The following is a 26,074-nucleotide window of genomic DNA, read 5'->3' on the forward strand; positions in this document are numbered from 1 at the left end:
TCGATTCTCCAGAATACAACTCACATTATACGATGCCCAGGCGGCCCACTGACCACCCGGCCGAAGCAGCTTCGGCGGGCCCTTCGACGGGCCATTCGGCGAACCATTCGTCATCGGCTGAAAAGCCGGCTTGCCCGATTCTCGCGCCCTCGCCCGACACGCCCACGCCGCTCCTCGGCAACCTCACGCCGTCGCAATTCATGCGCCGGTATTGGCAGAAAAAGCCCCTGCTGATCCGCCAGGCCATTCCGGACGTCGAGGCGCCGCTCTCGCGCGACGAACTGTTCGAACTGGCGGATCAGGACGATGTCGAGGCGCGCCTCATCACGCACTTTCGCAACAGGTGGCAACTGGAGCACGGCCCATTTGCGCCGGACGAACTGCCCTCGCTGAAGCAACGCACGTGGACCCTCCTCGTGCAGGGCGTCGACCTGCACGACGACCGCGCGCGCGCCCTGCTCGAGCGCTTTCGCTTCGTGCCCGACGCACGTCTGGACGATCTGATGATCTCCTACGCAACCGACGGCGGCGGCGTAGGACCTCACTTTGATTCCTACGATGTGTTTCTTTTGCAAGTAAAAGGCAAGCGGCGCTGGCGGATTAGCGCGCAGAAAGATCTGACGCTGCAGGCAGGCCTGCCGTTGAAAGTTTTACAGAACTTTGCGGCAGAACAAGAGTGGGTACTGGAGCCCGGCGACATGTTGTATCTGCCGCCGCATATCGCTCATGACGGTGTCGCCGAAGGCGAATGCATGACGTGTTCGATCGGTTTTCGTGCGCCGTCGGCGGGTGAGCTCACAGCCCAGTTCCTTTACCATCTCGCCGAACGCGGCGAAGCCAGCGGCCAGGCGGGCGCGCTTTACCGCGACCCTCAGCAACCCGCTGTGGAGCGCCCGGCTGAACTGCCGCCGGCGCTCGTCGAGCGTGTTGGCGCAATCCTTGCTGGAATAACGTGGAATGAGCAGGACATTGCGTCGTTCCTTGGCACGTACCTCAGCGAACCCAAGCCGAGCGTCGTCTTCGATCCGCCGCAACGGCCGCTCAACGAAGCCCGTTTTATCAGTCAGGCATCGAAATCCGGTGTGCGACTGGATCGCAAGACCAATCTGTTGTACAACCGCCGCTTTTTCTTCCTAAACGGAGAGAAAACCTCATTGGATGGTTCGAAAAAGTGGTTGTTTGACCTCGCCGATCACCGGTGTCTGAGTGCGAAACGCTTTGTAACACTCTCGCACGATTCGTCGGTGACAGCACGGCTGCACGAGTGGTATCGTGCGGGCTGGATACGGATAGGCGAGCTTGCCTAGCATCGCGTGTCTGTTATACACAGTACATTGAAATTTTGTATGAGAAAGACAACGTATTGACCCCGGATTTATGGATTGTCAGTACGAAAGTGCATATAATTTCCGCCCAAGCCGTAGGGAAGATTCCTGCTCGTCAAAAGAGCGTCTCCACCAGCGGCCCAGGTCGGTGTTGGAGCACATTACCGGTATTATTTTGCGCTGTTGCTTACCTTTAACCATAAAAGGACGTGATCATGAAGAAATCCCTCCTCGTAGCATCCCTGTTGGCAGCTGTGGCACTGGCTGCATGCAACAAGAGCAACGACCAAGCCGCTGCACCGGCTAGCGACGCAGCTGCCGCTTCGGCACCGGCTGCTGCTGCTTCGGATTCGGCTGCTGCTGCTTCGGGTGCGGCTGCTGCTGCGAGCGACGCTGCTGCTTCGGCTTCGGCCGCTGCTTCGGACGCAGGCGCTGCTGCTTCGGCTGCTGCTCCGGCTTCGGGCGCAAGCCAGTAAGCTGTCGCGTAGGGTTAGCCTTCGGGCGAAAACTGCACCGGGAGATCGTTGCGATTTCCCGGGCGGTAAAGCAAAACGCCACGGACTCACATCCGTGGCGTTTTGCTATTCAGGCGTCGCTTTTTGCGATCCAGGTTGGCGCGATGCCACCGCGGCTATTGAGCCGCGCGCTCTTCAAAAAACTCGCGCACCACGTCGATTTCACGCGTGCGCTTGAACGGCGGCAGGCTCTGCCAGATCCGGCGACCATACGGTTTATCGACAAGACGCGTATCGCAGATCATCAGCACGCCGCGGTCGGTCTCGGCGCGAATCAGTCGCCCTGCGCCCTGCTTTAGCGTGATCACAGCCTGCGGCAACTGATGAATCGCGAACGGGCTCAGACCTTTCTTCGTCAGCGCATCGAGCCGCGCTGACAGAACCGGATCGTCAGGCGGCGCAAACGGCAGCTTGTCGATCACGACGAGCGACAGTGCATCGCCTCGCACGTCGACACCTTCCCAGAAACTCTGACTGCCGACGAGGATCGCGTTACCGTACGCGCGAAATCGATCGAGCAGCTCGGTGCGGCTCGCATCGCCCTGAACGAGCAGCGGATAGTTCCAGCCGCGCGCCTCGACGACATCGCGCAATTTCGCCGAGATGCGGTCCACGGCGCGCAACGTGGTGCACAACATGAAGACGCCGCCGCCCGATGCTTCGATTGCCGGCAAGGCGGCGTCGAACACCGCGTCGGTAAACATCGGCGACGAGGGCTGCGGCAAATTGCGCGGCACATACAAAAGCCCTTGCGACGGATAGTCGAACGGGCTCGGCAGGGTCATCGAACGTTTGGCGTTCAGGCCCATTTGCGCGGCGTAGTGCGTGAAGTCGCCGCGCACGGACAACGTGGCCGACGTGAAGATCCACGCGCGCGGCACGCCGGCGCGCTGCTTGGCGAAGATCGGCGCGACGGAAAGCGGCGTCTCGTGCAACTGCACGGTGTGCGCGAAGACTTCGATCCAGCGCACCTTTTCGTTCGGGTCGGCGCGCTCGCTCTGGCTCTGCGCCGCGCCGCTTTCAGCCGCGTTCACGGTCTCACGCTCGAGCTCGGTGGGCGGCGTCGTCCAGCCGGCCAGCACCGTTTGCAATTCGCGTGCGCGGCGCAGACAGGCGCCGATCGACTCGGCGCGCTCAGCCTGCCCAGAGAGGGCGGACGCGAGCGCGTCCAGCTCGGTTTGGAGTGCTTCGAGCGCCGGGAACAACGGGTGATCGTCGGGCAACTGGCCGATGGACAGGCGCACCGAATCTTCCTTGAACGCGAGCCGCACGTCGCGCGCGGCACGTTCCAGCGTGGCGCCGAGTTTGACCCAATCGACGGCGTCGCGCGCATGGCCCAAACCCTCGGCCACCGAATCGCGCGCGAGCTCGAGAAACTGCGCGGTGGAAAGCGTCTCGCCGAAAAACAGCGTGGCCGTCTCAGGAAGCTGATGGGCTTCGTCGAAGATGATCGTATTGGCAGTAGGCAGCAGCTCGGCCATGCCGGTATCGCGCAGCATGATGTCGGCGAAAAAGAGATGGTGATTCACCACCACGATGTCCGCCTGCTGCGCCTCGCGACGCGCCTGCATCACGAAGCAGTCCTTGTAATGCGGACACTCCTGGCCAAGACAGTTATCGCGCGTCGACGTGACCATCGACCACACCGCCGCGGTTTCGGGCACGCTTGCCAGCTCGGCCTTGTCGCCGGTGCGCGTGATCTTCGCGAAGCGGACGATGTCCTGCAGATACGAGGTTTCCTGGCGCGAAGGCAAGCGGCCGTTATCGGCCGTGCGCTGCAGATAGTAATGACAGAGATAGTTCGCGCGGCCCTTGAGCATGGCCACCGACACAGGCACGGCGAGCGCGTCGCGCACGGTCGGAATATCACGCTGAAAGAGCTGGTCCTGCAGGTGCTTGGTGCCTGTCGACACGATCACCTTGCCGCCCCACAGCATGGCCGGCACGAGGTACGCATAGGTCTTGCCGGTGCCGGTGCCGGCCTCGACGATCAGCGTGTTCTCGCCGCCGTCGAGCGCCTGCGCTTCGTCGGCCTCGGACGGCCGCGCGGCGGTGTCGGCGCCGCCCGTTTGCAGTCGCCGTGCGGGACGCTTTTGCGCCTCGAACATCGCAGGCTCGGGCATCGCGCGGCCCGATGCTTCCATGGCGGCGGCGACGGCGCGCGACATTTCGATTTGCGACGCCCGCGAGCGATAGCCGTCGATCTGCCGGGCGAGCAAGCCGTTGTCGGCGAAAATCTCGTTCAGCTCCGCTGCGCGGCGGGGATCGAGTGACGCACTGAGCGACGCGCTGAGCGCAGACGCGGCAGCACGCGGCGCCGGTGCGCCGGTGTCTGAAGCGTCGTCGGCGCTACGCGCGCGTCGTGGAGTTTCAAGCGGTGAGTTCAAGGCAAGCGTTTCCTGCAAAGTCCGGTTCGCGCGGCGCGCGCCCGGCGCCTGCCAGGCCGCGAACTCAAGCGCGTACGTCCGGTTCGAGCTGCAACTGCAGCAAGATGATGGTGTCCTTGACTTTGAGTTTGCGCTTTTTCAGGCGCCGCAACTCGAAGTCGTCGATGCCGGGCTCATCCGACATTCGGTCGATCAAACGGTCGAGCCCACTGTGTTCCGATTCCAGTTGCAGAATCCGGTCGCGAAGCGTGTCCGCGTTGATGACCTGATGTTGATCCCGCATGCTCGCCTCCGCTCGACTGTAGCGTGGGCTGCATGGTTGCCATGTTCAGCCCGTTGCCTGAGGTTGCTGTCCGGCTCAAAACGCGTTACGGCGACTGTCTGCAATACTGCCTACACTCGCTACGACCTGCACTACCGCGATATTACAACCGCGTACAACCGCGCGCCGCCCTTCGGACGTACCACGTGAGCGCAGCGACAGCCCGACATGAGCCCGGCAGCGCGCGCGGCTGACTACTGTTGCTGCTGTTGCTGCTGTCTCTGCTGCTCTTCCAGCTGCTTCTGCTGCTTCAACTGTTCCTGACGTTTCTGCTCGGCCTTTTCGGCAGCCTGCTTCTGGCGTGCTTCGACGTCCGCTTTGTGTTGAGCCGCTTCGGCCTGTTTCTTTGCGAAGCTCTGCTGCTTCTCGACGCGCTCCTGCGCTTTCTGTGCGCCCTGCCGCCGGGCCTCCTCGAGCTTGCGCTGGAAGTCGCCCTGCTTCTGATCGTACGCCCGCTGATTGGCGGCCGCCTGTGATGGGCTGATGCCGCGCTGCGCCTGATCGATTGCGTGCTGACGCTGCTTTTCCTCGTAGGCTTCGGCGTTGGCACTGCGCTGCGGCGCCTCGGCATTGCGCTGTGCCTGGTCGAGTTCGTGCTGGCGCTGCTTCTCTTCGTATGCCTGTGCGTTACGCGCGTCTTCGGCGGCACGCTGCGGCGCACTCGCCTCGTCCTGGGCGCGCTTGAGCGCCGCCTGTTCGTCGCGCTTGCGGGCGCGCTCCGCGCGCTCCTCGCCGTCAAGCGCAAGCTGCTCCTTGCGAATCTGCGCCTGCACCGTGCGCATTTCGTCGCGCGCCTTGTTCAGACAGTGATTGACGAAAAAATTGCTGTAACAGTTATGCTCGGCGACGCCATAGCGATAATTGTTTTCCTCCGTGCGTTGATCCAGCGCTTTCTGGCGCGCGTCGAATTCGCTGTCGAGGCTTGCCGTGCTTGCAGTCGCATCCGAGGCGGCCTTCGCGTCGGCGCTCGCGCCCTGCGTGCCAGGCTGGGTTGACGCCGCGGACTGCGCCGCAGCAGGCGCCGGCATGACCAGCACCGCCGCCACGACAAATGCCGCGCAACATGCCAGAAACGTGCAGCCTGCCAAAGGCGCGCCAATATCGATATGAGTCGGCTCAGCTCGCCGCGAAGCGGACGACCGGCGCACGGCGAACGGCGGCAAATGTGGCGAGCGGGAGACCGGGCGCGAGCCCTGGCGATTGAACAGAAAGGAGGTTCGCAACGGAATTGGCAACGTGATTAGCAACCGGATTGGCAACGTCAAAGAGGGTCGACGGAACATGCCCGAAATTCTATCACCCCGGCGCGGTTGAGCCCTTTGGCATTTGTGGCAAAATGCCCGGCTCCAGCAATCGGGTCGCAGCGCGCACGCACTGCATGCGCGGCGCCGCCAGGCGCCGCCGGCGCACGGCCCTTGACCGAGTCCGCAGGAAACCCAACAGCTTATGACGGAAACCGTAGCACTCAAGATCGTCCAGCGCATCGCCGCCGAACTGTCCGTCCAGCCGCGCCAGGTCGCGGCCGCGGTGGAACTCCTCGACGAAGGAGCGACTGTTCCGTTCATCGCGCGCTACCGTAAGGAAGTGACCGGCAATCTCGACGACACGCAGTTGCGCAACCTCGAAGAGCGCCTGCTGTATCTGCGCGAGCTGGAAGACCGCCGCGCGGCGATCGTCGCGAGCATCGACGAACAGGGCAAGCTCACCGACGAACTGCGCGCCGCGATTGAAGGCGCCGACAGCAAGCAGGTGCTCGAAGACCTGTATCTCCCGTACAAGCCGAAGCGCCGCACGCGCGCGCAGATCGCCCGCGAAGCCGGCCTGCAGCCGCTCGCCGACGCGCTGCTCGGCAATCCCCTGCTCGACCCGCAAACCGAAGCGGCGGCCTACGTGGACGCCGAGAAAGGCGTTGCCGACGTCAAGGCCGCGCTCGACGGCGCGCGCGACATTCTCTCCGAGCAGTTCGGCGAAACCGCCGAGCTGCTCGGCAAGTTGCGCGATTACCTGTTCAACCAGGGCGTGGTGTCGTCGAAAGTGGTCGAAGGCAAGGAAACCGCTGAAGAAGAAAAATTCCGCGACTACTACGACTACGCGGAAACGCTGCGCACCGTGCCGTCGCATCGCGCGCTCGCGCTGTTCCGCGGCCGCAATGCCGGCGTGCTGATGATCAAGCTCGGCCTCGGCGAAGAACTGGACGCACAGGTGCCGCATCCGGGCGAGGCGCTGATCGCACGTCATTTCGGCATTGCCAATCAGAACCGTCCCGCCGACAAATGGCTCTCGGACGTGTGCCGCTGGTGCTGGCGCGTGAAGGTGCAGCCGCACCTCGAAAACGAGTTGCTGACCAACTTGCGCGACGAAGCCGAGCACGAAGCGATTCGCGTGTTCGCGCGCAATCTGAAGGACCTGTTGCTGGCCGCGCCGGCAGGACCGAAGGCCGTGATCGGCCTCGATCCGGGCTTGCGCACCGGCGTGAAGGTGGCCGTGGTCGACCGTACCGGCAAAGTGCTCGCCACCGACACTATCTACCCGCACGAGCCGCGCCGCGACTGGGACGGCTCCCTCGCCAAACTCGCGCGACTGTGCGCGCAAACGCAGGCCGAACTGATCAGCATCGGCAACGGCACGGCCTCGCGTGAGACGGACAAGCTCGCGAGCGAGCTGATCGCGCGTCATCCGGAACTGAAGCTGCAGAAGATCGTCGTCTCCGAGGCGGGCGCGTCCGTGTACTCGGCGTCGGAACTGGCGGCCAAGGAGTTTCCGGACATGGACGTGTCGCTGCGCGGCGCGGTGTCCATCGCGCGTCGCCTGCAAGACCCGCTCGCGGAGCTCGTGAAGATCGAGCCGAAGGCGATCGGCGTGGGCCAATACCAGCACGACGTCAACCAGCGCGAACTGGCGCGCTCGCTCGACGCCGTGGTCGAGGACTGCGTGAACGCGGTCGGCGTGGATGCGAATACCGCGTCGGTCGCGTTGCTCGCGCGCGTGTCGGGACTCAACGCCACGCTGGCGCGCAACATCGTCGACTATCGCGACGCGAACGGCCCATTCCCGTCGCGCGAGCATCTGCGCAAGGTGCCGCGTCTCGGCGACAAGACATTCGAACAGGCGGCGGGCTTTTTGCGGATCAACAACGGCGAAAATCCGCTCGACCGCTCGTCGGTGCACCCGGAAGCGTATCCGGTCGTCCAGCGGATTCTTGCAAAGATCAACAAGCAGGCCGGCGAGGTGCTCGGCAACCGCGACGCGCTGCGCGGCCTGTCGCCCGCCGAATTCGTCGACGATCGTTTCGGTCTGCCGACGGTGCGCGATATTCTGCTCGAACTGGAAAAGCCGGGCCGCGATCCGCGTCCGGAATTCAAGACCGCGACGTTCCGCGAAGGCGTCGAAAAGGTCAGCGACCTGACGCCCGGCATGGTGCTCGAAGGCGTGGTGACCAACGTGGCCGCATTCGGCGCGTTCATCGACGTGGGCGTGCACCAGGACGGTCTCGTGCACGTGTCGGCCATGTCGACGAAATTCATCAAGGATCCGCACGAGGTCGTGAAGGCCGGGCAGATCGTCAAGGTCAAGGTGCTCGAAGTCGACGTGAAGCGGCAACGTATTGCGCTCACCATGCGTCTTGACGACGAGTTCGGCGCGGCCGCGGCTCGCAGCGGCGGCAGCCAGCAGGATCGCGGCAGCTTCGGCCGTTCGGGCGGCAACGGACGCGGCGCGCCGCAACGCGCGCGCGAACCCGAACCGGGCGGCGCAATGGCCGCGGCGTTTGCCAAGCTCAAGCAGAAGTAAGCAACCTGTGCGTTCGGTGTGTGCAGCAACATCTGCGCATCACCGAACGCAAGCCGTCTCTCATCCATGTGGGAGGAGGCAATAAAAAACCCACGCAACGGCGTGGGTTTTTTACTTGCGGCAGACACGTCGCGATGTCTGCATGCGGCGCACTCGCGGTGCACAAGCGGCGCCGTCAGATTTCGATCTTGGTTCCCAACTCCACCACGCGATTGGCCGGAATGCTGAAGAAGTCGGTCGGCTTCGCGGCGTTCTGATGCATCCACGCGAACACGCGCTCACGCCACACCGACATACCGGGCAATTGGGTGGGCACCACTGTTTCGCGCGCGAGGAAGAACGACGTGTCCATCAGCTCGAACGTCATGTCGTGCGTGCGCGCGATTTCCGTGAGCACGGCCTTCACGTCCGGCGTCTCGTTGAACCCGTAGGCGGCTTTCACCAGATACAGACCGCCGTCGATATTCCTCACCGTCACACGCTCTGCGTCGTTCACATACGGAATGTCGCGCGTGATGAAGGTCAGGAAAATCGTGCGCTCGTGCAGTACTTTGTTGTGCTTGAGGTTGTGCAGCAGGCTGACCGGCACGAGCGAGTCGCTGCCCGTCAGGTAGATCGCGGTGCCGGACACACGGTGCGGCGGATGCGCGAGCAGGCCTTGCAGGAACGGCATCAGCGGAATACCGTCGGCGGCCGTGCGCTCCTTCACGATCATCCTGCCCTTGAACCACGTCATCAGCAGGAAGAACAGCAGCGCGCCGATACCGAGCGGCAGCCAGCCGCCCTCTTCGACCTTCAGCAGATTTGCGCCGAAAAAGCCGAGATCGATCGTCATGAACACGCCGATGATCAGCGCGACGAGAATCTTGTTCCAGTTCCACACCTTCACCATCACGACGCAAGCCAGGATCGTGGTGATGACCATGGTGGCGGTCACGGCAATGCCGTAGGCCGCCGCGAGGTTATCCGAGCTCTTGAACGCAATCACGATGCACAGAATGATGAACAGCAGCATCCAGTTCACCACGGGCACATAGATCTGACCGATAGCCAGCTCGGACGTATGCAGAATCTTCATGCGCGGCACGTAGCCGAGCTGGATCGCCTGGCTCGTCAGCGAATACGCGCCCGAGATCACCGCTTGCGAAGCGATCACGGTGGCGACCGTCGACAGCACCACGAGCGGCAACAACGCCCACTGCGGGGCAAGCAGGAAGAAGGGATTTTCAATCGCTTTCGCGTCGTGCATCAGCAGCGCGCCCTGGCCGAAATAATTCAGCACGAGCGACGGCATGACCAGCACATACCAACCCATGCGAATGGGCTTTGCGCCGAAGTGCCCCATGTCGGCGTACAGCGCCTCGGCGCCCGTCAGCACCAGCACGACGGAGCCCAGCACCACGTAGGCTTGCAGCACGTGCGCCGCCATAAACGTGTACGCGTAATACGGGTTCAGCGCGCGGATCACATTCGGCGATTGCACGATATGCCAGAGCCCGAGCGCGGCCAGCACGACGAACCACACCAGCATGATGGGACCGAACAGCCGGCCGACCGTCGCCGTGCCGTGCCGTTGAATCCAGAACAACAGCACGAGAATGACGATGGTGAGCGGCAACACCAGATGGGACAGATGAGGCGCGGCGATTTCGAGACCCTCGACTGCGGAAATCACGGAAATCGCGGGGGTAATCACCGCGTCGCCATAAAACATGCAGGCGCCGAAGATGCCGAGCATCATCAGCAAGCCGGCCATTTTCGATTTTTCGTCCAGCGAACGCAGCGCCAGCGCCATCAGCGCGAGCACGCCGCCCTCGCCGTTGTTGTCCGCACGCATGACGAACAGCACATACTTGATGCCGACCACGATCACGATCGCCCAGAACAGCAGCGAAATCACGCCCAGGATGGATTGCTCGGTGAGCGGAATGCCGTGCGACGGGCTGAACGCTTCCTTGAGCGCATACAGCGGGCTCGTGCCGATGTCGCCGAACACCACTCCGATCGCGGCCAGCGCGAGGGAAGCCAGCGGCTGTTTGTGCACGTGATTGTTATCTGTCATAAACGCGAGGAAATCCGTTTCCTGGGCGGAAAAAACGACCGCTATTCTAAACCGCCCGTCTGAGGCCGCCCGGCTTGTTGTGGATACACCACGTGGACGGTCCGCGCAGTGTAGCACTGCGATATGGGCGCGTCTGCTGCACAGATTGCTGTGCGTGCAATGTCATGGCGCACCGGCGAAGCGCCGCGCAAGGCGGCTTGCGCATAAAAAAACGGAGCCCAATCGGGCTCCGCTCGGCGTGCGCGCACAACGCATCACTTTTCCGAGGACTCCTGCGCTTGCGCCATGCCGCGCTTGATCCACGCGCCCAGGTTGTGCGGGCGAACCGTGTCCCACTCCTCGAACGGTTGATGAATCCACGGATTGGTCGGCAGATACTGCACGTGATAATCGGGTTTGACCTTGGAACAGCCCTTGTACCAGAGCACCGCCGAACGAACCGCCGTGATGGCCGGATAGCGTTCCTTCAGATGCTGCTGAACACGTGCGAGCGTCACACCCGAATCGACGAGGTCGTCGACCAGCAGGACATTGCCGTGCAGCTCGCCGCGCGTCATCGTAATGTATTGCGCGATGTCGAGCTCGCCCTGCTCCGTGCCGGCTGCTTCGCGATACGAACTCGTGGCGAGTATGGCAAGCGGCAGATCGTAGATGCGCGAAAGCTGGTCGCCCACGCGCAAACCGCCGCGCGCGAGGCACAGGATCTTGTCGAACTTCCAGCCAGACTCATGCACGGCGAGGGCCAGCAATTCGATCAGCCGGTGATATTCGTCCCAGCCGACCCACAGGTTTTTGTCGTCGTTGCGCGGATCTTTCATCGCAATCATGGGTACACCTTGCACCATCGCTTAAGCCTTGAACGGATGACGTAGGAGAATGGTCTCGTCGCGATCCGGACCGGTCGACACCATGTCGATCGGAATGCCCGCCACTTCCTGCACGCGCGACAGATACGCACGCGCGTTCGCCGGCAGCTTGTCCCATTCCTTGATGCCCACGGTGCTTTCCTTCCAGCCCGCGAACGTTTCGTAGACCGGCTCGCAGCGCGCGACTTCCGACGCGCCGCGCGGCAGCAGATCGACGTTCTGGCCGTCGACGGTATAGCCCACGCACAGCTTGACTTCGTCGAGGCCGTCGAGCACATCCAGCTTGGTCATGCATAGGCCCGACACGCCGTTGATCTGGATCGAGCGGCGCAGCGCGGCGACATCGAGCCAGCCGGTGCGGCGCGGACGGCCGGTGACCGAACCGAACTCCTTGCCCACGGTGGCAAGTTCCAGACCGATGGCTTCCTGGCGCGCGGCGTTGTCCGCGTCGTACAGCTCGCTCGGAAACGGGCCCGAACCGACGCGCGTGCAATACGCCTTGGTGATGCCGAGAATGTAGTTGAGCTTTTGCGGACCGACGCCCGCGCCCGCCGTTGCGGCGCCCGCGACGCAGTTGCTCGACGTGACGAACGGATAGGTGCCGTGGTCGATGTCGAGCAGCGTACCTTGCGCGCCTTCGAACAGCAGGTTGCTGCCCGCGGCATTCGCATCGTAGAGACGGCGCGACACGTCCGTGACCATCGGCTTCAGACGGTCGGCGTAGCCCAGCATCGTGTCGAGCGTCTGCTGGAAGTCGACAGCCGCGACGCCCAGGTACTGCGTCAGCACGAAGTTGTGATAGTCGAGGTTTTCGCGCAGGCGCTCTGCAAACGTGGCCGGCTCGAACAGGTCTTGCACGCGCAGACCGCGGCGCGCCACCTTGTCTTCGTAAGCCGGGCCGATGCCGCGGCCGGTCGTACCGATCTTGCTCGCGCCACGGCGCGCTTCGCGGCCCTGGTCGATGGCAATGTGGTATGGCAGGATGAGCGTGGTGGCTTCGGAAATGAAGAGGCGCTTCTGAACGTCCACGCCGGCGGCTTCGAGTTCGCCGATTTCCTTGAACAGCGCTTCCGGCGACAACACGACGCCATTGCCGATGTAGCACGCGACGCCGGGATGCATGATGCCCGACGGAATCAGACGCAAGATGGTTTTCTTGCCGCCGATGATAAGCGTGTGGCCGGCATTGTGACCGCCCTGGAAGCGAACGACGCCTTGAGCGTGGTCCGTCAGCCAGTCGACGATCTTGCCCTTGCCTTCATCACCCCACTGGGTTCCCACGACGACGACGTTACGCCCGGGGTTCACATTCACTGCGCTGGCAGACATGTTGTTTCGTAAGCTGGTTAAAAACGTATTTTACCTATGTTCGCGGACGCTTCCGGAATTTTTCCGTTTCCGCTCAACGGTATGCACGTTATGGTGGGTATGGCAAAAGGCGCGCGGCCAGTCATAGCCGACGGCCGCGCGATGGTCGGCGACGCATACAGGACCGGTACGGCGCCCCTTTAAAGTGCCCGCACAAGAGCCCGCGGGCGGCGCGACCGAAGCACGCTTACGCGCGCGGTTCGACGGTCCATGCGCCGTTGCGCTCGACCAACACGCGGTCGAACGCGAATTCATCCAGATCATGCTCGTGCCCGGGCAGCGCCTGGATCACGACTTCGCCGGCATCGCGCAATGCGGCGACGCTCACGCGCAGCGAGTCGTCGTGCTGCCACGGCGCGAGGATCGCACTGCTGCGCGCCTCCACCGGCGAAATGCGCGCGACTTCGCGCAGGTCGAGCGAGAAGCCCGTCGCCGCCCGTGCGCGGCCGTACGCCTGCCCCACGTGGTCATAACGGCCGCCGCGCGCCACCGCGTTCGGCACGCCGTCGACATACGCGGAGAACATCACGCCGCTGTGATACGCGTAGCCGCGCAGATCGGCTAGATCGATCATGACTTCGGCGCCTTCCACCTGGCTCGCGAGAAACGCGAGGTCGTCGAGCGCACGGGCGATGGCCGGCGCATTCGGCAGGCGCGCGCGCGCCTCGTCGAGCACCGAGGCGTCGCCGTAAAGCGAAGGCAGCGCGCGCAGGGCATCGCGCGTGACGGCCGTGAGGTTCGCGGTCAGTTCGACGAGCCGAGGCACATCCTTGCCGGCCAGCGCGTCGTACAGCGCCTGGCCGAGTTCCGCGGCCGCCGGTTCGGCTTCGATCAATGCCGCGAGCACGCCGGCGTGGCACAAGTCGAGGCGCACTTTGCCGAGTCCGGCGAGGTGCAGCGCATCGAGCATCAGTTGCTGGATTTCGAGGTCGGCTTCGAGACCCGCATGGCCGTAGATTTCCGCGCCGATCTGGATCTGCTCGCGCGTGGCGTGCAAACCGCGCGGGCGCGTATGCGCGACGTTCCCCGCGTAGCAAAGCCGCGTGACGCCCTGGCGGTTCAGCAAATGCGCGTCGATGCGTGCGACCTGCGGCGTGATGTCGGCGCGCAGACCGAGCGTGCGCCCGGACAACTGGTCGACGAGCTTGAAGGTGCGCAGATTCAGATCGTGCCCGCCGCCCGTGAGCAGGGACTCGATGTACTCGAGCAGCGGCGGCATGACCATCTCGTAGCCGTACGAACGAAAGCGATCGAGCAGGCGACGCCGCAATTCTTCGATCTTGCGGGCCTCCGACGGCAGCACGTCGGCAATGTTCTCGGGAAGTAACCAGGTCGACATCGATACAGTCCTACGACGTTGAACGCGGCGGCAGAATGCGCCGGTAATGAGTGTGAATGGCAAGCCAAGGCCTGATTCTGGCGGCTTCGGCAAACGGCGGCCGCCCAACCAGCGGCTCGCCGGAGTCGCCGGCAATCCGCAGCGGTTCCTGTCAAGCCGCGCAGTCGCAGACGGGGAACAGTCGGCCTTGCGGCTCGGGCCCTGCGTCGCTGCGGCGCTCTGCGTCAGGTCACGAAAAACAGCAGAACCAGTCCGAGCAGCATGACGATCAGGCCGCCTATGCGGATCTGATGCGCCGGCCGTTCCGCTATTTTACGGAACGTGTCGCGCCAGGCGCTCGGAAAAACGAATGGGAACATCCCCTCGATAACCAGCATCAACGCGATCGCGAGCAGTAACGAGCCGACTATATCCATGCGAAAGAAGGGGCCGCGATGCGAATGCCGCGGCGTGCCCGGTTATTAGTGTTTGCGCGAGGCCGCGGAAGCGTCCGGGGCTGCGCCGCCGGTCGGACTACGCATGAAGCGGAAGAACTCGCTGCTCGGATCGACCACGATCACGTCGCCGGGCTTAAAGGTGTTCCGGTACGCCTGCATGCTTTGATAAAACTGATAGAACTCCGGGTCGCTGCCGTACGCTTGCGCGGCGATTTCCGCTGCCTTTGCATCGCCCTCGCCCTTGATGGTTTGCGCCTCGCGGTAACCGTCCGCGAGGATGGCCTGCTGCTGGGCGAGCGCGTCCGCCTTGATCTTGTCCGCCTCGGCGGTGCCCTTCGCGCGTTCGTCGGCGGCGATCTGTTCGCGCTCCGCGATCATCCGCTTGTAGACCGAGTCCGCCATGGAGGCCGGGAAATCGACGCGCGTCAATTGAACGTCCACCACCGAGACGCCGAGCGATGCCGCCGTTCTGTCCATCGCGCCGCGCGCCTCGTCGGCGAGTGGCTGCTGTTTGGCGAGCGCGTCGGCAAGCGTGTATTTGCCGAACGCGTCGGTCAACGCGCCCCGCGCGACGAGCGCAAGACGCTCCGGCAGGCTTTGAACGTCGCCCTTCGTTTCAGCGAGCAGCTTGAGCGGATCGGTCACGCGGTACTTGACGACCGGGTTTGCCAGCAATTCGTTTTTGTCCGCGGTGACGTAGCGGTCCTCGTCCGGCGCGTCGAGCGACTGGATGCGGTTGTCGACGAGCGTGACGGTTTGCAAAGGCGGCGGCAACTTCACGTGCAGCCCGGGGCCGAGCAAGGCAGGCGCCGCGTCGCCGCGCGAGGACAGCACGGCCATATGACGCTGGTCGACTACGAATACCATCGACGAAGCGGCGAACAGCAGAATGACAACTGCAATGACGAGCGCAATGATCTTGTTCATGTTGTGCGCTCCTTATTGAACGTCGTCTTCGCGCATACGGCTGCGGAAGGACTCGCGCGAACGCAGCGGATCGCTGCTCGCCGCCGGGCGGCTCGCAGGCGTGGCGGCTGCGGCCGAAGCCGCTCCCGACACCGCCGCAGCTGCGGTGGCAGCCGCCGATCCACCCGCGCCCACGGCGCCGGCATTCGCTGCCTGCGAGGCGCCAGCCGCAGCCGCGCCGGATGCCGCGGTCACAGCCGATGCAGCCGCCGCGGCCGCGGTGGCATCGGCCACGCGCTGACGCGTTTGCTCGACGAGCTTGTCGAGCGGCAGATACAGCACGTTGTTGCCGCCGCGGTTGTCCACAAACACCTTGGTCGTATTCGAATAGATCTGCTGCATGGTTTCCAGATACATGCGCTCGCGAATCACCGCGGGCGCCTTCGAGTACTGCGCATAGACTTCCTTGAAGCGGTCGGCGTCGCCTTGCGCCTGAGCAACCGTCTTGTCGCTGTACTTTTTCGCGTCGTCGATCTGGCGCGCCACATCGGCTTGCGCGCGCGGCAGCAGGTCCTGGGCGTAGGCCTGCGCGTCTCGCTTCGCACGCTCGTTTTCCTGGCGCACCTTGGCGGCCTCGTCGAACGCGGTCTGCACCTGGTCGGGCACCTGCACCGCCTGGATCGTCACGCCGGTGACGGCGAGACCCGACTGATACTGATCGAGCGACTTCTGGATGGCCGCCATCAACTGCTGCCGGATTGCTTCGCGGTCCTGATCAAGAATCTCCTCGCCGCTGCGGGCGCCGACGATGCCGCGCACCGCCGCTTGAGCGGCCTGCATCACGCTCTGATCGGGATCGACGCTGCGAAAAAGGTAATCGGTCGGTTTGCGGATCTGGTACTGCACGGCAAAACGCACGTCGACGATGTCCGCGTCGTGCGTCAGCATGGACGCGTCTTTCACATTCGCCACGCGCACCACGTTGTTGCGGCCGATTTCCACCTGACGAACCTGGCCGATATTGACGAGCTCGTGGGTCTGGAACGGATACGGCAAGCGCCAGTGCACGCCGTGCGCGGCCGTGTAACGATACTGGCCGAACTGCATGACGACGCCGGCCTGGCCGTCCTGCACGACGAACACCCCGCTGCCGAGATAGATGGCGATCAGCACGCCGATCACGATGCCGACGCCGATGCGCGCGCCACGGCCGTTGTCAGGGCGCCCGCCGCCGACGCCGCCGCCCTTGCGGCCGAACATCCGGCTCAAACGACGGTTGAAATCCCGCCACATCTCGTCGAGATCGGGCGGACCTTCACCGTCCTTGGTCTGCGGGCGCTTCGGCTCGACCGGCCGCTGGCGCTCGCCATTGCCGTCGCCACGGCCCCAACGCGGATCGTTCAGTGAAAGCATGGCGCGCATGCGCGGCCAGATACTCCGCTCGTTGTAATCGTTCACCTGTGTTCGTTCACCAGAGTAGACAGCGGGTCAGTGCAGGTCAGTGCAATCGGAACGGGTCAGTGCCCGAGTTCGGGAACCTTGCGGTGCTCGCGTGGTGCTGCCGAGCGGTCTTCTTCCGAGGAGTCCAGCAGCGTGTCGGGAAGAGGTTCGGCAGTCGCGATCTCAGCGACGGCAGCGCGCAATGTATCCAGCCCTTGCCCCGTGCGCGCGCTCAAAAAGACGCGCGAAATATTACCATACTCGTCCCGCTCGACCGCTTCGCCCCGGGCCGCCAACTCGGGCACCGCGTCGATCTTGTTGAATACGAGCACCTGCCGGATCGTGTCCGCACCGATTGCGTGCAATACCTCGTTCACCTGATCGATCTGGTCGAGCCGCACCGCGCTCGACGCATCCACCACATGCAGCAGCAGATCGGCATGAATGGTTTCCTCGAGCGTGGCGCGAAACGCCGCGACCAGTTGGTGCGGCAACTCGCGGATGAAGCCGACCGTGTCGGACACCACCACCTGCCCCGCTTCGTCGCCCAGATACACGCGCCGCGAAGTCGTGTCGAGGGTCGCGAATAGCTGGTCGGCCGCGTACGCCTGCGCCTTCGTGAGCGCATTGAAGAGCGTGGACTTGCCCGCGTTCGTATAGCCGACGAGCGACACCGACATGGTCTGATTGCGCGAGCGCTGGCGGCGCTGCGTGCCATGCTGGCGGCGCAGCTTGTCGAGGCGCGACTTGAGCGCCTTGATGCGCTCGCCGATCAGCCGGCGGTCGGTTTCGAGCTGGGTTTCACCCGGGCCTCGCAGGCCGATACCGCCTTTTTGCCGCTCCAGGTGAGTCCATGCGCGGATCAGCCGCGTGGACAGATACTGCAATTGCGCGAGCTCCACCTGCAGCTTGCCTTCGTGGCTGCGGGCGCGTTGCGCAAAAATATCGAGAATAAGACTCGTGCGGTCGACCACGCGCCGATTAAGCGCCTGCTCCAGATTGCGCTGCTGGGCCGGCGCAAGAGCGTGATTGAAGATGACGAGTTCGATGTCGTTCGCCTCACACGCAAGACGCAGTTCTTCGGCCTTGCCGCTGCCGACGAACATTTTCGCGTCGGGGCTGGCGCGGCGCCCGGTGAGGGTGACTAGAGGATTCGCACCCGCGCTTTGCGCGAGCAGACTGAGTTCTTCGAGGCTGGCTTCGAAATCGATCTTACCGAAGTCGATGCCGACAAGCGCTGCATTGATCAAATTGGAGGGTATCAAAATGAGGCGGCCGGAATGATCGCCGACGGGCGACGCTACGCCGGCCGCGGCGGGGTTAGGACTGTTCGGAATCCGGGTGGAAATTCACCGGACGGGCTGGCACGACAGTCGAGATTGCGTGCTTGTAGACCATCTGGGTGACCGTATTCCTGAGCAACACGACGTACTGGTCGAACGATTCGATGTTCCCTTGAAGCTTGATGCCGTTGACCAGGTAGATCGACACCGGCACATGCTCTTTACGCAGTGCGTTCAAAAACGGGTCTTGTAACAATTGCCCTTTGTTGCTCATAGCAAACTCCGTATTTTTTTGCAGGTTGACTGAATTGACGACAGAAGAAAAAGATATCTGCCGTCAACCGCTACACTATAGCCGATTTTCGTTTTCGCGCGGGGCCCCTGCCGAAGCGGCCAAACCCAACGCACACGCGGGTTTCAGCCTTTGTCCGCGTAAGGGTTCGTCGACGATCTGAACTCTATTCGCAATGGAGTCCCCGTCAGCTTGAAAGTTTCCCGGAAGCGGTTTTCAAGGTAGCGTTTGTACGTTTCGGTGATGGCGTCGAGTGCATTGCCGTGAATCACGATGATCGGCGGATTCTGTCCGCCCTGGTGCGCGTAACGCAATTTCGGCCGTACCGGTCCGCGGCGGCGCGGCTGCTGGAACTCCACCGCCTCGATCAGCGCACGCGTGAGCTTCGGCGTGGGCAGCTTCGACATGGCGGCCGCGTAGGCGTCGTCCACGGAGCGCATCAGCGGGCCAATGCCTGTCTTTTCCGCAGCGGAAATGAAATGGAATTTGGCGAAGTCGAGAAATTTTAGTTTGCGCTCCAGATCTGCTTTCGTGCGCTCGCGCACATGCGAATCCAGCCCGTCCCACTTGTTCACGCCGACCACCAGCGCACGGCCCTGCTCGACCACGAAGCCGGCGATATGCGCGTCCTGGTCCGAAATGTCCTGGCGCGCGTCGAGCAGCAGAATCACGACATTGGCGTCCGAAATCGACTGCAGCGTTTTCACGACCGAGAACTTTTCGATCGCCTCGAACACTTTGCCGCGGCGGCGCAAGCCGGCCGTGTCGATCAGCGTGTAGGGCTTGCCCTGGCGCTCGAAGTCGACGTAAATCGAATCGCGCGTGGTGCCGGGCATATCGAACGCGATCACGCGCTCTTCGCCGACGAGCGCATTGATCAGCGTCGACTTGCCGACGTTCGGCCGGCCGACGATCGCGATCTTGATGCCGTGCGCCGCCTTCTCCTCGTCGCTCTCTTCGGGCTGGCCCGCGTACGCGACGCCGAGCGCCTCGTTGATCATTTCCGTCACGCCGTCGCCGTGCGCAGCGGAAATCGCGCGCGGGTCGCCGAGACCGAGTTCGTAGAAGTCCGCCGCCACCGCGCTGTACTTCATCCCCTCCGCCTTGTTGACGACGAGGAAAATGGGCCGCCCGGTCTTGCGCAGATAGTCGGCAATCACCTTGTCTTGCGGCGCGAGACCATTGCGGCCGTCAACGATGAACACGACGATGTCGGACTCCTCCACCGCCTGGCGCGTCTGGCGCGCCATTTCGTGCAGGATGCCGTCTTTCGCGACGGGTTCGAAACCGCCCGTATCGACGACGAGATAGGGTCGCTCGCCGGTGCGCCCTTCGCCGTAGTGGCGATCTCGGGTCAGGCCGGGCAAGTCGGCGACGAGCGCATCACGCGAGCGCGTGAGACGATTGAACAGCGTGGATTTCCCCACATTGGGGCGCCCGACGAGGGCAATAACGGGTTTCATCAGATGTTGTTCACGGTGAAACGCGGATCGGAATCGACCGTCCGCATGGCGACGCCATTGCGCCGCTATACGGCAGCGTTTGACGCAAATTATCACGAATTCGACCAGTCCCGGCTGCGCTATCCAGCGGCGCGCCGAGGCGGACGGGGGTTTGGCTGGTTGGGCAGCGCCGTCGGGCTGCATGGTTGTGCTGCGTGAGCCCGCCGCTGCTGTCGATCGCTTTTCCGGCGGTTCCTGTCGAAGACCTGCTTTATTAACCGCCTGCTTGAAAGACCGCTTCTCGATCTCGCCGGATCAGCCGGCCCGGCGAAATTCATCTGCTGGTTATGTGGCGCCCCACACGGGCACCGGAAAAACGCGCGTGGCCGGCAAGGCCGGCCAACACGCTCGACGCCGTCGCCGCGAGATTAGCGCGGGCGATAGCCGTACAGATCGCCGTCGCGCGTTTGCACGACAAGTGTCTCGCCGGCCAGCACCGGTGCCGCGGTAATCGCGCTGCCGTCGGTCTTCATGCGGGCGACGAGCGTGCCGTCGTCGCGCGACAGGAAGTGCACGTAGCCCTGATAGTCACCGAGCACCGCCGCGTGACCGAGGATGAACGGCACGCCCAGTTCGCGGTTCTTCAGCTTGTCGTTCTTCCACAGCGGAGCGCCGTTGCTGACGTCGAACGCGGACACGACTGACCAGTCATCCGCCGCGACCACCGCGCGGTCGTCCTGCGCGAGGCCGCTCGCGCTCGAGAACGCTTTTTCCCACAGCGCCCGGCCCGAATTCGCGTCAAAACAGCCAATCTGCCCCTGGAAGGTCACCGCGCACGTTTCCGATCCGACCAGTGTGGGCGGCCCGGTCACGTCGTTGATGCGCTCCACTTCCGTCACGCCCTTCGGGTACGAAACCGGCGTCTGCCAGTAGGCTTCACCGGTTTGCAGATTGATTGCCGAGAACGCGCCGCCGGGGAAACCGGCCAGCACCGCGGCGTCGCCCGCGAACGTCATGCCCGACGACACGCGCAAATTCAGCGGCACCGCGCGGTTACGATAATTCCACTTCTGCTCGCCGGTTTGTGCGTTGAACGCGACGATCTGGCCGTCCACGGTACGCACCACCACGAGACCGTTGCCGACGAGCGGCGGCGAGATGATTTCGCCCGGCGCCTTCGCCGTCCACAGTTGCTTGCCGTCTGCCCCGAGCACGTAGACGTCGCCCTTCAGGCCGCCCACCGCCGTCAACGTGCCGTCGCTGCCCACGCCCGCGGAGATGTCGTCGTGCAGCTTGACTCGCCAGATGTCCTTACCGGTTTGCGCGTCGATCTTCGCGACCGAGCCGTTCGCGCCGGCTGCGTACACCGCGTCGCCAACCGCGACCGGCGAGAACAGATAACGGCCTGCCTTACCGACGCTCGTCTTCCAGGCTTGCTGCACGTCAAGCACGGGCTTGAACTCGGTGAGTGGCGTCGGCACGCGGCGCTCGTCTTTCGTGGATGAGCATGCCGCGAGAGCGAGGACGGTCATCGCACAGACAACGGGCACAGCGTAACGTTTCAGCAGATTCATCGGTGGACGAAGCATTCAGGAAATAGGTTAAAGAAAGGCCGGTTGGTCGTAGCTCGCGGCGCTTAACCGCCCAGCGCGTCCAGCTTGAACTGGATCAGCTGGCGCTCGGAGCTGTCGCTCTTCGGCAGCGACTCGAGCGCGAGTTTGTAGGCCGCGCGCGCGTCGTCGCGCTTGCCCTGGGCGGCGAGCAGATCGCCGCGGCCATTGGCCACGATGCCCTTGAACGCGTCGGACTGCGGCTCGGCGAGCAATGCGAGACCCTGGTCGTAAGCCTTTTCGTCGAGCAGCAGCGAAGCAAGGCGCAGCTTCGCGATCTGCTTGAACTCGTCGTCCTTCGCGTGATCGATGGTCCATTGCAGCTGGGCTTTCGCGCCGGCTTCGTCGCCGGCCGCGTAGAGCGCCTTCGCGGCGCCGAGCGCGGTCATTTGCGCGTACGCCGTGCGGCTGAACTTGTCTTCCATGTCGGCGGCCACGCGGCTCACCTTCGCCTTGTCGCCCGATGCCACGGCCTGCTGCACCTGGTCGTACAGCACGGCGGCTTCCGCCGCCTCGCGCCGCTGCCAGAAGTTCCAGCCGTTCCAGGCGGCTGCGGCGACCAGCACCACCAGCACGATCCACGTGGTTGCATTACCCCACTGCGTCCACCAAGCCTTCAGACTTTCAATCGATTCTTGTTCGTCGTGGTAACTCATTGCCCGGCGATTTCCTCATTCTTGCTACGTGTGCGTGTCATCGCGATCAGTCGTCGCCGTCTTCGGCGGTTGCAACCATCGCATTGATTAGAAATTCGGTCAAGTCTTCGGCGGGCACGTTATGTTGCTCGCTTTTACCGCCGTTAGCGCTCGTGTCGCGCAGCGGTTTAACGCCCACCGTGCCGTTGGCGATTTCGTCTTCGCCGAGCACGACTGCGAATGCGGCGCCGCTCGCGTCGGCGCGCTTCATCTGCGATTTGAAACTTGCCGACTGGCCGTCCGCACTGCAATGGAGGATCACGTCGAGGCCGGTGTCGCGCAGCCGTTCGGCGATGATGAAGGCCTGCTCGCGCGCCGCGTCGCCCTGGTGGACCACATAGACGTCGCAACCTTCGTCTTCCGGCACGAGTTGTTCTTCTTTCAGCAGCTCGAGAATGCGTTCGATGCCCATTGCCCAGCCGCACGCCGCGGTGGCCTTGCCGCCGAGCTGCTCGATCAGCGGATCGTAACGGCCGCCCGCGGCGACGGTGCCCTGCGCGCCGAGCTTGTCCGTCACCCATTCGAACACGGTCAGATTGTAATAATCGAGACCGCGCACGAGACGCGGATTGATCGTGAACGGAATGTTGTTCGCTTTGAGAATGCGCTGCAAACCTTCGAAGTGCGCGCGCGATTCCGCGCCGAGGAAATCGATCAGCTTCGGCGCGTTCTGCGCGACTTCCTGCAGCGCCGGGTTCTTCGTGTCGAGCACGCGCAGCGGGTTCGTGTACAAACGGCGCTTGGCGTCTTCGTCGAGCACGTCCATGTGCTTTTCGAGGTAAGCAATCAGTTCGACGCGATGCGCCGCGCGTTCTTCCGCGAGCCCGAGCGAATTGATTTCGAGCTTGATGCCGGTAAGACCCAGGTCGTCCCACAGCCGCTGGCACATCATGATGATTTCGGCGTCGGCGTCAGGACCGGCAAAGCCGAGCGCTTCCACGCCGACCTGATGGAACTGGCGATAGCGGCCGCGTTGCGGGCGCTCGTGACGGAACATCGGGCCGATGTACCACAAGCGTTTCGGACCGTCGTACAGCATGTTGTGCTCGATCGCCGCGCGCACCACCGCCGCCGTATTTTCGGGGCGCATCGTCAGATTTTCACCGTTCAACGCGTCGGTGAAGCTGTACATCTCTTTCTCGACGATGTCAGTCACTTCGCCGATACCGCGCGTGAACAGCTGCGTATGTTCGACGATCGGCGTACGAATATTCTGGTATCCGTACGAACGCAGCATTGACTTGACGGTGGTCTCGAAAAATTCCCACAGCCCGGCGTCCTGCGGAAGGATGTCGTTCATGCCCTTCACGCCGGACAGCTTGTCGAGCTTTTTCTTCTGTTCAGTCATCTCTATTGAATTGCTGAGGTTGAGTCGAGCGCCTCGGCGCGGCCGTAGCGGCGCTCGACGTAGTCACTCACGATTTGCTGGAATTCTTGCGCAATGTTCTCGCCGCGCAGCGTCTTCACCTTTTCGCCGTCGATGAACACCGGCGCAGCCGGATTTTCACCGGAGCCCGGCAGGCTGATGCCGATGTTCGCCTGCTTCGACTCGCCTGGGCCGTTGACGATGCAACCCATCACCGCGACATGCATTTTTTCGACGCCCGGATACTGGTCGCGCCACACCGGCATTTGCAGGCGCAGATAGGTCTGAATTTGCGATGCCAGTTCCTGGAACAACGTGCTGGTGGTGCGGCCGCAGCCGGGGCACGCGATCACCATCGGCGTGAACGAGCGCAGACCCATGGTCTGCAGGATTTCCTGGCCGACGATCACCTCACCGGTACGCGGCGCGCCCGGTTCGGGCGTGAGCGAAATGCGGATCGTGTCGCCGATGCCCTGCTGCAACAGCACGGACAATGCAGCCGTGGACGCGACGATGCCCTTCGAGCCCATGCCCGCTTCGGTCAAGCCGAGATGGAGCGCGAATTCGCAGCGGCGCGCCAGCTCGCGATAGACCGCGATCAGATCCTGAACGCCGCTCACCTTGCACGACAGAATGATCTTGTTGCGCGAGAGGCCAAGCTCGACCGCGCGCTCCGCAGAGCCGATCGCCGACTGGATGAGCGCTTCGTACATCACGCTCTGCGCTTCCCACGGCGTGGAACGGGCGGCGTTTTCGTCCATCATTTTCGCGAGCAGGTCCTGGTCGAGACTGCCCCAGTTGACGCCGATTCGCACCGGCTTGTCGTACTTGACGGCCGCTTCGATCATCTGCGCGAATTGCGTGTCGCGCTTCGCGCCATGCCCGACGTTGCCCGGGTTGATGCGGTACTTCGATAACGCCTCGGCGCACGCGGGATAGTCGCGCAGCAGCAGGTGGCCGTTGTAATGGAAATCGCCGACGAGCGGCACCGACACGCCCATGCGGTCGAGCTGGTCGCGCACGGCCGGCACCGCTGCAGCCGCCTCCGGTGTGTTGACCGTGATGCGCACCAGTTCCGAACCCGCCTGCGCCAGCTCCTTGATCTGGATGGCGGTGCCGATGGCGTCGGCGGTATCGGTATTCGTCATCGATTGCACGCGCACGGGCGCGTCGCCGCCGATGGTGACGAGCTGGCCGCCCCACCGGACGTCGACCGCATGCGACTTGCGCCGCGGCGCCTGACCGCCGAACACCGGCTCGTTTGACACGATCTTGCTACTGGATTGGGATTGAGCTTCGGATTGCATCGAAAAACCCATTTACGCCGCACGCGCCGCAAAAATGCAGCGCCTGAATTGAAAAAGCGCCGCGGTCCGGTTGGCCGCGGCGCACACCGTCTGTATCAAGGCAACGCGAAGCGCGCCACGTTGCCTTTTGCCGCCGAATATTTCGACGGATCGACCGGCTGGCCGTCGAGCGTAATCGACTCGAGCCCCGCCTTGTTGCCGACCGTGACCTTGAAAGGCGCCTCGCCTGTCACTTCCTTCGTATCGCCTGCATGCACGAGGCCGGAGAACACTTCCTTGCCGTCCTTGCCGCGCACGCTGAACCAGCTATCTTGCGTCACGCGCAGCGCGACGATGGCCGAACCTGCGGCCGGCGCAGCAGCCGGAGCGGAGGCTGCCGCCACTGCGGCCGGCACACTCGCCGCGGGCGCGGCCGGTGTTGCCGTGACCGGCGCAGCGGACGCTGGCGCAGTACCGGCGGCAAGCGGCGCCGGCATGGGTGTCGCGGACGCCGCACCCGGTGCGGCGGCATTCGTCTCCGGCGCAGATGCGGACTCCTGGCCGGCATCCTGAGCCACCGCCTCGGACCCGGCCGCCGCCGTGCCTTGCGCGACGGCGCCGGATGCGCCCGTTGCGCCCCCCACACCGCCATTCGCGCTCGCTTTGAGGCGCGCGAGCCACGCCGTGGAATCGCCGCCATTGGTGTGCCACATGGCAAGCGCAACCACCGCAACGATCACCGCGGCCACGCCCCACAACCACGAGCGGCTTTTTTGCGCGCCGCCGCCGAGCGACAGCGACACGCGCCCGCGCGGCAAATCTTTACCCGACGAGGCCGGCATCGAAAGATCCGGTGCCGGCACGCCCTTCTCGCGACGCAGCGCCTGCGTGAACGGCGTGGGATCGGCGCCGAGCATCTTGGCGTAGCTGCGCACCACGCCCAATGCAAACGTGGTGTCCGGCAAATGGCTGATATCGCCCGATTCGAGCGCGCGCAATTTGGCGGGCGCCACCTTCAGGCGAGCCGACACGTCTTCGATCGACCAGCCCTTCGATTCGCGCAGTTGCGTCAAGCGCGCGCCCACCGCCGCCAGCGAGTCCAGGCCCGGCTGCCCCACAGGCTGCACCGCCGCCCGCGCGACAGATGCCGGGCGGCCTTCGTTCGTGTCTGTGTCCTGCGGCTGCGGGTGCTGCGGCTCACTCATCCCAAATCCTTTCGCGTCGATTCTTTTTTCACTTGTGCGACCGGACCGGTCCAAACCTCATGTCCGAATCGCAGACCGTTTATAACAAAATGCGCGGCCTCTTGTGCCGCTTCCGATCGATTCTGCAAACTTTCTTTTC

At 63.7% G+C, this 26,074-nt stretch carries 21 protein-coding genes; 3 read left to right on the forward strand and 18 right to left on the reverse strand.

The window, feature by feature from the left end; genetic code table 11:
- The first annotated feature begins 32 nt into the window (after positions 1-32).
- Together HV711_RS20575 and HV711_RS33530 are read left to right on the forward strand one after the other, a co-directional pair.
- The gene (locus tag HV711_RS20575; protein WP_035477785.1) at positions 33-1,307 is read left to right on the forward strand and encodes a cupin domain-containing protein; all 1,275 of its coding nucleotides are present in this window, start codon (positions 33-35) and stop codon (positions 1,305-1,307) included.
- A 233-nt stretch (positions 1,308-1,540) separates the two neighbouring features.
- On the forward strand, positions 1,541-1,801 hold the full coding sequence (locus HV711_RS33530; RefSeq protein ID WP_081588221.1) for a hypothetical protein: 261 nt from the start codon (positions 1,541-1,543) through the stop codon (positions 1,799-1,801).
- A gap of 155 nt (positions 1,802-1,956) precedes the next feature.
- On the opposite strand, the gene yoaA is transcribed toward HV711_RS33530, so the two are convergent.
- The 3 genes from yoaA to HV711_RS20595 all read right to left on the reverse strand — a co-directional run bounded on the left by yoaA (position 1,957) and on the right by HV711_RS20595 (position 5,832).
- The gene (gene yoaA, locus HV711_RS20585; protein ID WP_028363395.1) at positions 1,957-4,227 is read right to left on the reverse strand and encodes a DNA repair helicase YoaA; all 2,271 of its coding nucleotides are present in this window, start codon (positions 4,225-4,227) and stop codon (positions 1,957-1,959) included.
- 64 nt (positions 4,228-4,291) lie between these two features.
- Complete coding sequence (locus HV711_RS20590) at positions 4,292-4,510, reverse strand: DUF465 domain-containing protein (RefSeq protein WP_013588872.1); 219 nt, start codon at positions 4,508-4,510, stop codon at positions 4,292-4,294.
- Between the two features lie 233 nt (positions 4,511-4,743).
- Positions 4,744-5,832, reverse strand: a complete 1,089-nt coding sequence (locus tag HV711_RS20595; protein ID WP_035477783.1) for a lipoprotein — start codon at positions 5,830-5,832, stop codon at positions 4,744-4,746.
- A gap of 163 nt (positions 5,833-5,995) precedes the next feature.
- On the opposite strand from HV711_RS20595, the gene HV711_RS20600 reads away from it, so the two are divergent.
- The gene (locus HV711_RS20600; RefSeq protein ID WP_028363397.1) at positions 5,996-8,338 is read left to right on the forward strand and encodes a Tex family protein; all 2,343 of its coding nucleotides are present in this window, start codon (positions 5,996-5,998) and stop codon (positions 8,336-8,338) included.
- A gap of 175 nt (positions 8,339-8,513) precedes the next feature.
- On the opposite strand, the gene HV711_RS20605 is transcribed toward HV711_RS20600, so the two are convergent.
- From HV711_RS20605 to HV711_RS20675, 15 genes are all read right to left on the reverse strand, one after another.
- Positions 8,514-10,400, reverse strand: a complete 1,887-nt coding sequence (locus HV711_RS20605) for a potassium transporter Kup (protein ID WP_035477780.1) — start codon at positions 10,398-10,400, stop codon at positions 8,514-8,516.
- 254 nt (positions 10,401-10,654) lie between these two features.
- A complete protein-coding gene (locus HV711_RS20610; protein ID WP_013588876.1) occupies positions 10,655-11,245 on the reverse strand; it encodes a phosphoribosyltransferase in 591 nt (196 codons plus the stop codon).
- Between the two features lie 3 nt (positions 11,246-11,248).
- Positions 11,249-12,595, reverse strand: coding sequence for an adenylosuccinate synthase (locus HV711_RS20615; RefSeq protein WP_013588877.1), 1,347 nt, complete (start codon positions 12,593-12,595; stop codon positions 11,249-11,251).
- 226 nt (positions 12,596-12,821) lie between these two features.
- The gene (locus tag HV711_RS20620) at positions 12,822-13,973 is read right to left on the reverse strand and encodes an ATP phosphoribosyltransferase regulatory subunit (RefSeq protein WP_028363398.1); all 1,152 of its coding nucleotides are present in this window, start codon (positions 13,971-13,973) and stop codon (positions 12,822-12,824) included.
- A 224-nt stretch (positions 13,974-14,197) separates the two neighbouring features.
- Complete coding sequence (locus tag HV711_RS20625; RefSeq protein ID WP_013588879.1) at positions 14,198-14,389, reverse strand: DUF2065 domain-containing protein; 192 nt, start codon at positions 14,387-14,389, stop codon at positions 14,198-14,200.
- Between the two features lie 45 nt (positions 14,390-14,434).
- Positions 14,435-15,337: a protease modulator HflC gene (hflC, locus tag HV711_RS20630; protein ID WP_035477778.1), complete on the reverse strand. Its 903-nt coding sequence runs from the start codon at positions 15,335-15,337 to the stop codon at positions 14,435-14,437.
- A 12-nt stretch (positions 15,338-15,349) separates the two neighbouring features.
- Positions 15,350-16,774: an FtsH protease activity modulator HflK gene (gene hflK, locus HV711_RS20635; protein WP_035477777.1), complete on the reverse strand. Its 1,425-nt coding sequence runs from the start codon at positions 16,772-16,774 to the stop codon at positions 15,350-15,352.
- 59 nt (positions 16,775-16,833) lie between these two features.
- Entirely contained in the window at positions 16,834-18,021 is a 1,188-nt protein-coding gene (gene hflX / locus HV711_RS20640) for a GTPase HflX (RefSeq protein ID WP_156946676.1), read from the reverse strand.
- A gap of 55 nt (positions 18,022-18,076) precedes the next feature.
- Complete coding sequence (gene hfq, locus HV711_RS20645; protein ID WP_006051315.1) at positions 18,077-18,313, reverse strand: RNA chaperone Hfq; 237 nt, start codon at positions 18,311-18,313, stop codon at positions 18,077-18,079.
- Positions 18,314-18,456: 143 nt separating this feature from the next.
- Complete coding sequence (gene der, locus HV711_RS20650) at positions 18,457-19,794, reverse strand: ribosome biogenesis GTPase Der (protein ID WP_013588883.1); 1,338 nt, start codon at positions 19,792-19,794, stop codon at positions 18,457-18,459.
- 407 nt (positions 19,795-20,201) lie between these two features.
- Complete coding sequence (bamB, locus tag HV711_RS20655; RefSeq protein WP_013588884.1) at positions 20,202-21,347, reverse strand: outer membrane protein assembly factor BamB; 1,146 nt, start codon at positions 21,345-21,347, stop codon at positions 20,202-20,204.
- 62 nt (positions 21,348-21,409) lie between these two features.
- Positions 21,410-22,039 carry a YfgM family protein gene (locus tag HV711_RS20660; protein ID WP_028363404.1) on the reverse strand — a complete coding sequence of 210 codons (630 nt, stop codon included), beginning with the start codon at positions 22,037-22,039 and terminating at the stop codon, positions 21,410-21,412.
- 46 nt (positions 22,040-22,085) lie between these two features.
- A complete protein-coding gene (gene hisS, locus HV711_RS20665; RefSeq protein ID WP_013588886.1) occupies positions 22,086-23,426 on the reverse strand; it encodes a histidine--tRNA ligase in 1,341 nt (446 codons plus the stop codon).
- Positions 23,427-23,428: 2 nt separating this feature from the next.
- Positions 23,429-24,763 (reverse strand): flavodoxin-dependent (E)-4-hydroxy-3-methylbut-2-enyl-diphosphate synthase, encoded by a 1,335-nt coding sequence (ispG, locus tag HV711_RS20670; RefSeq protein WP_013588887.1) that lies wholly within the window; start codon positions 24,761-24,763, stop codon positions 23,429-23,431.
- Between the two features lie 83 nt (positions 24,764-24,846).
- Positions 24,847-25,935: a helix-turn-helix domain-containing protein gene (locus HV711_RS20675; protein ID WP_035477776.1), complete on the reverse strand. Its 1,089-nt coding sequence runs from the start codon at positions 25,933-25,935 to the stop codon at positions 24,847-24,849.
- Positions 25,936-26,074: the final 139 nt, after the last annotated feature.

Origin of the sequence: Paraburkholderia phenoliruptrix (genome assembly GCF_902859825.1) — a bacterium.
Classification (GTDB): Bacteria; Pseudomonadota; Gammaproteobacteria; order Burkholderiales; family Burkholderiaceae; genus Paraburkholderia; species Paraburkholderia phenoliruptrix.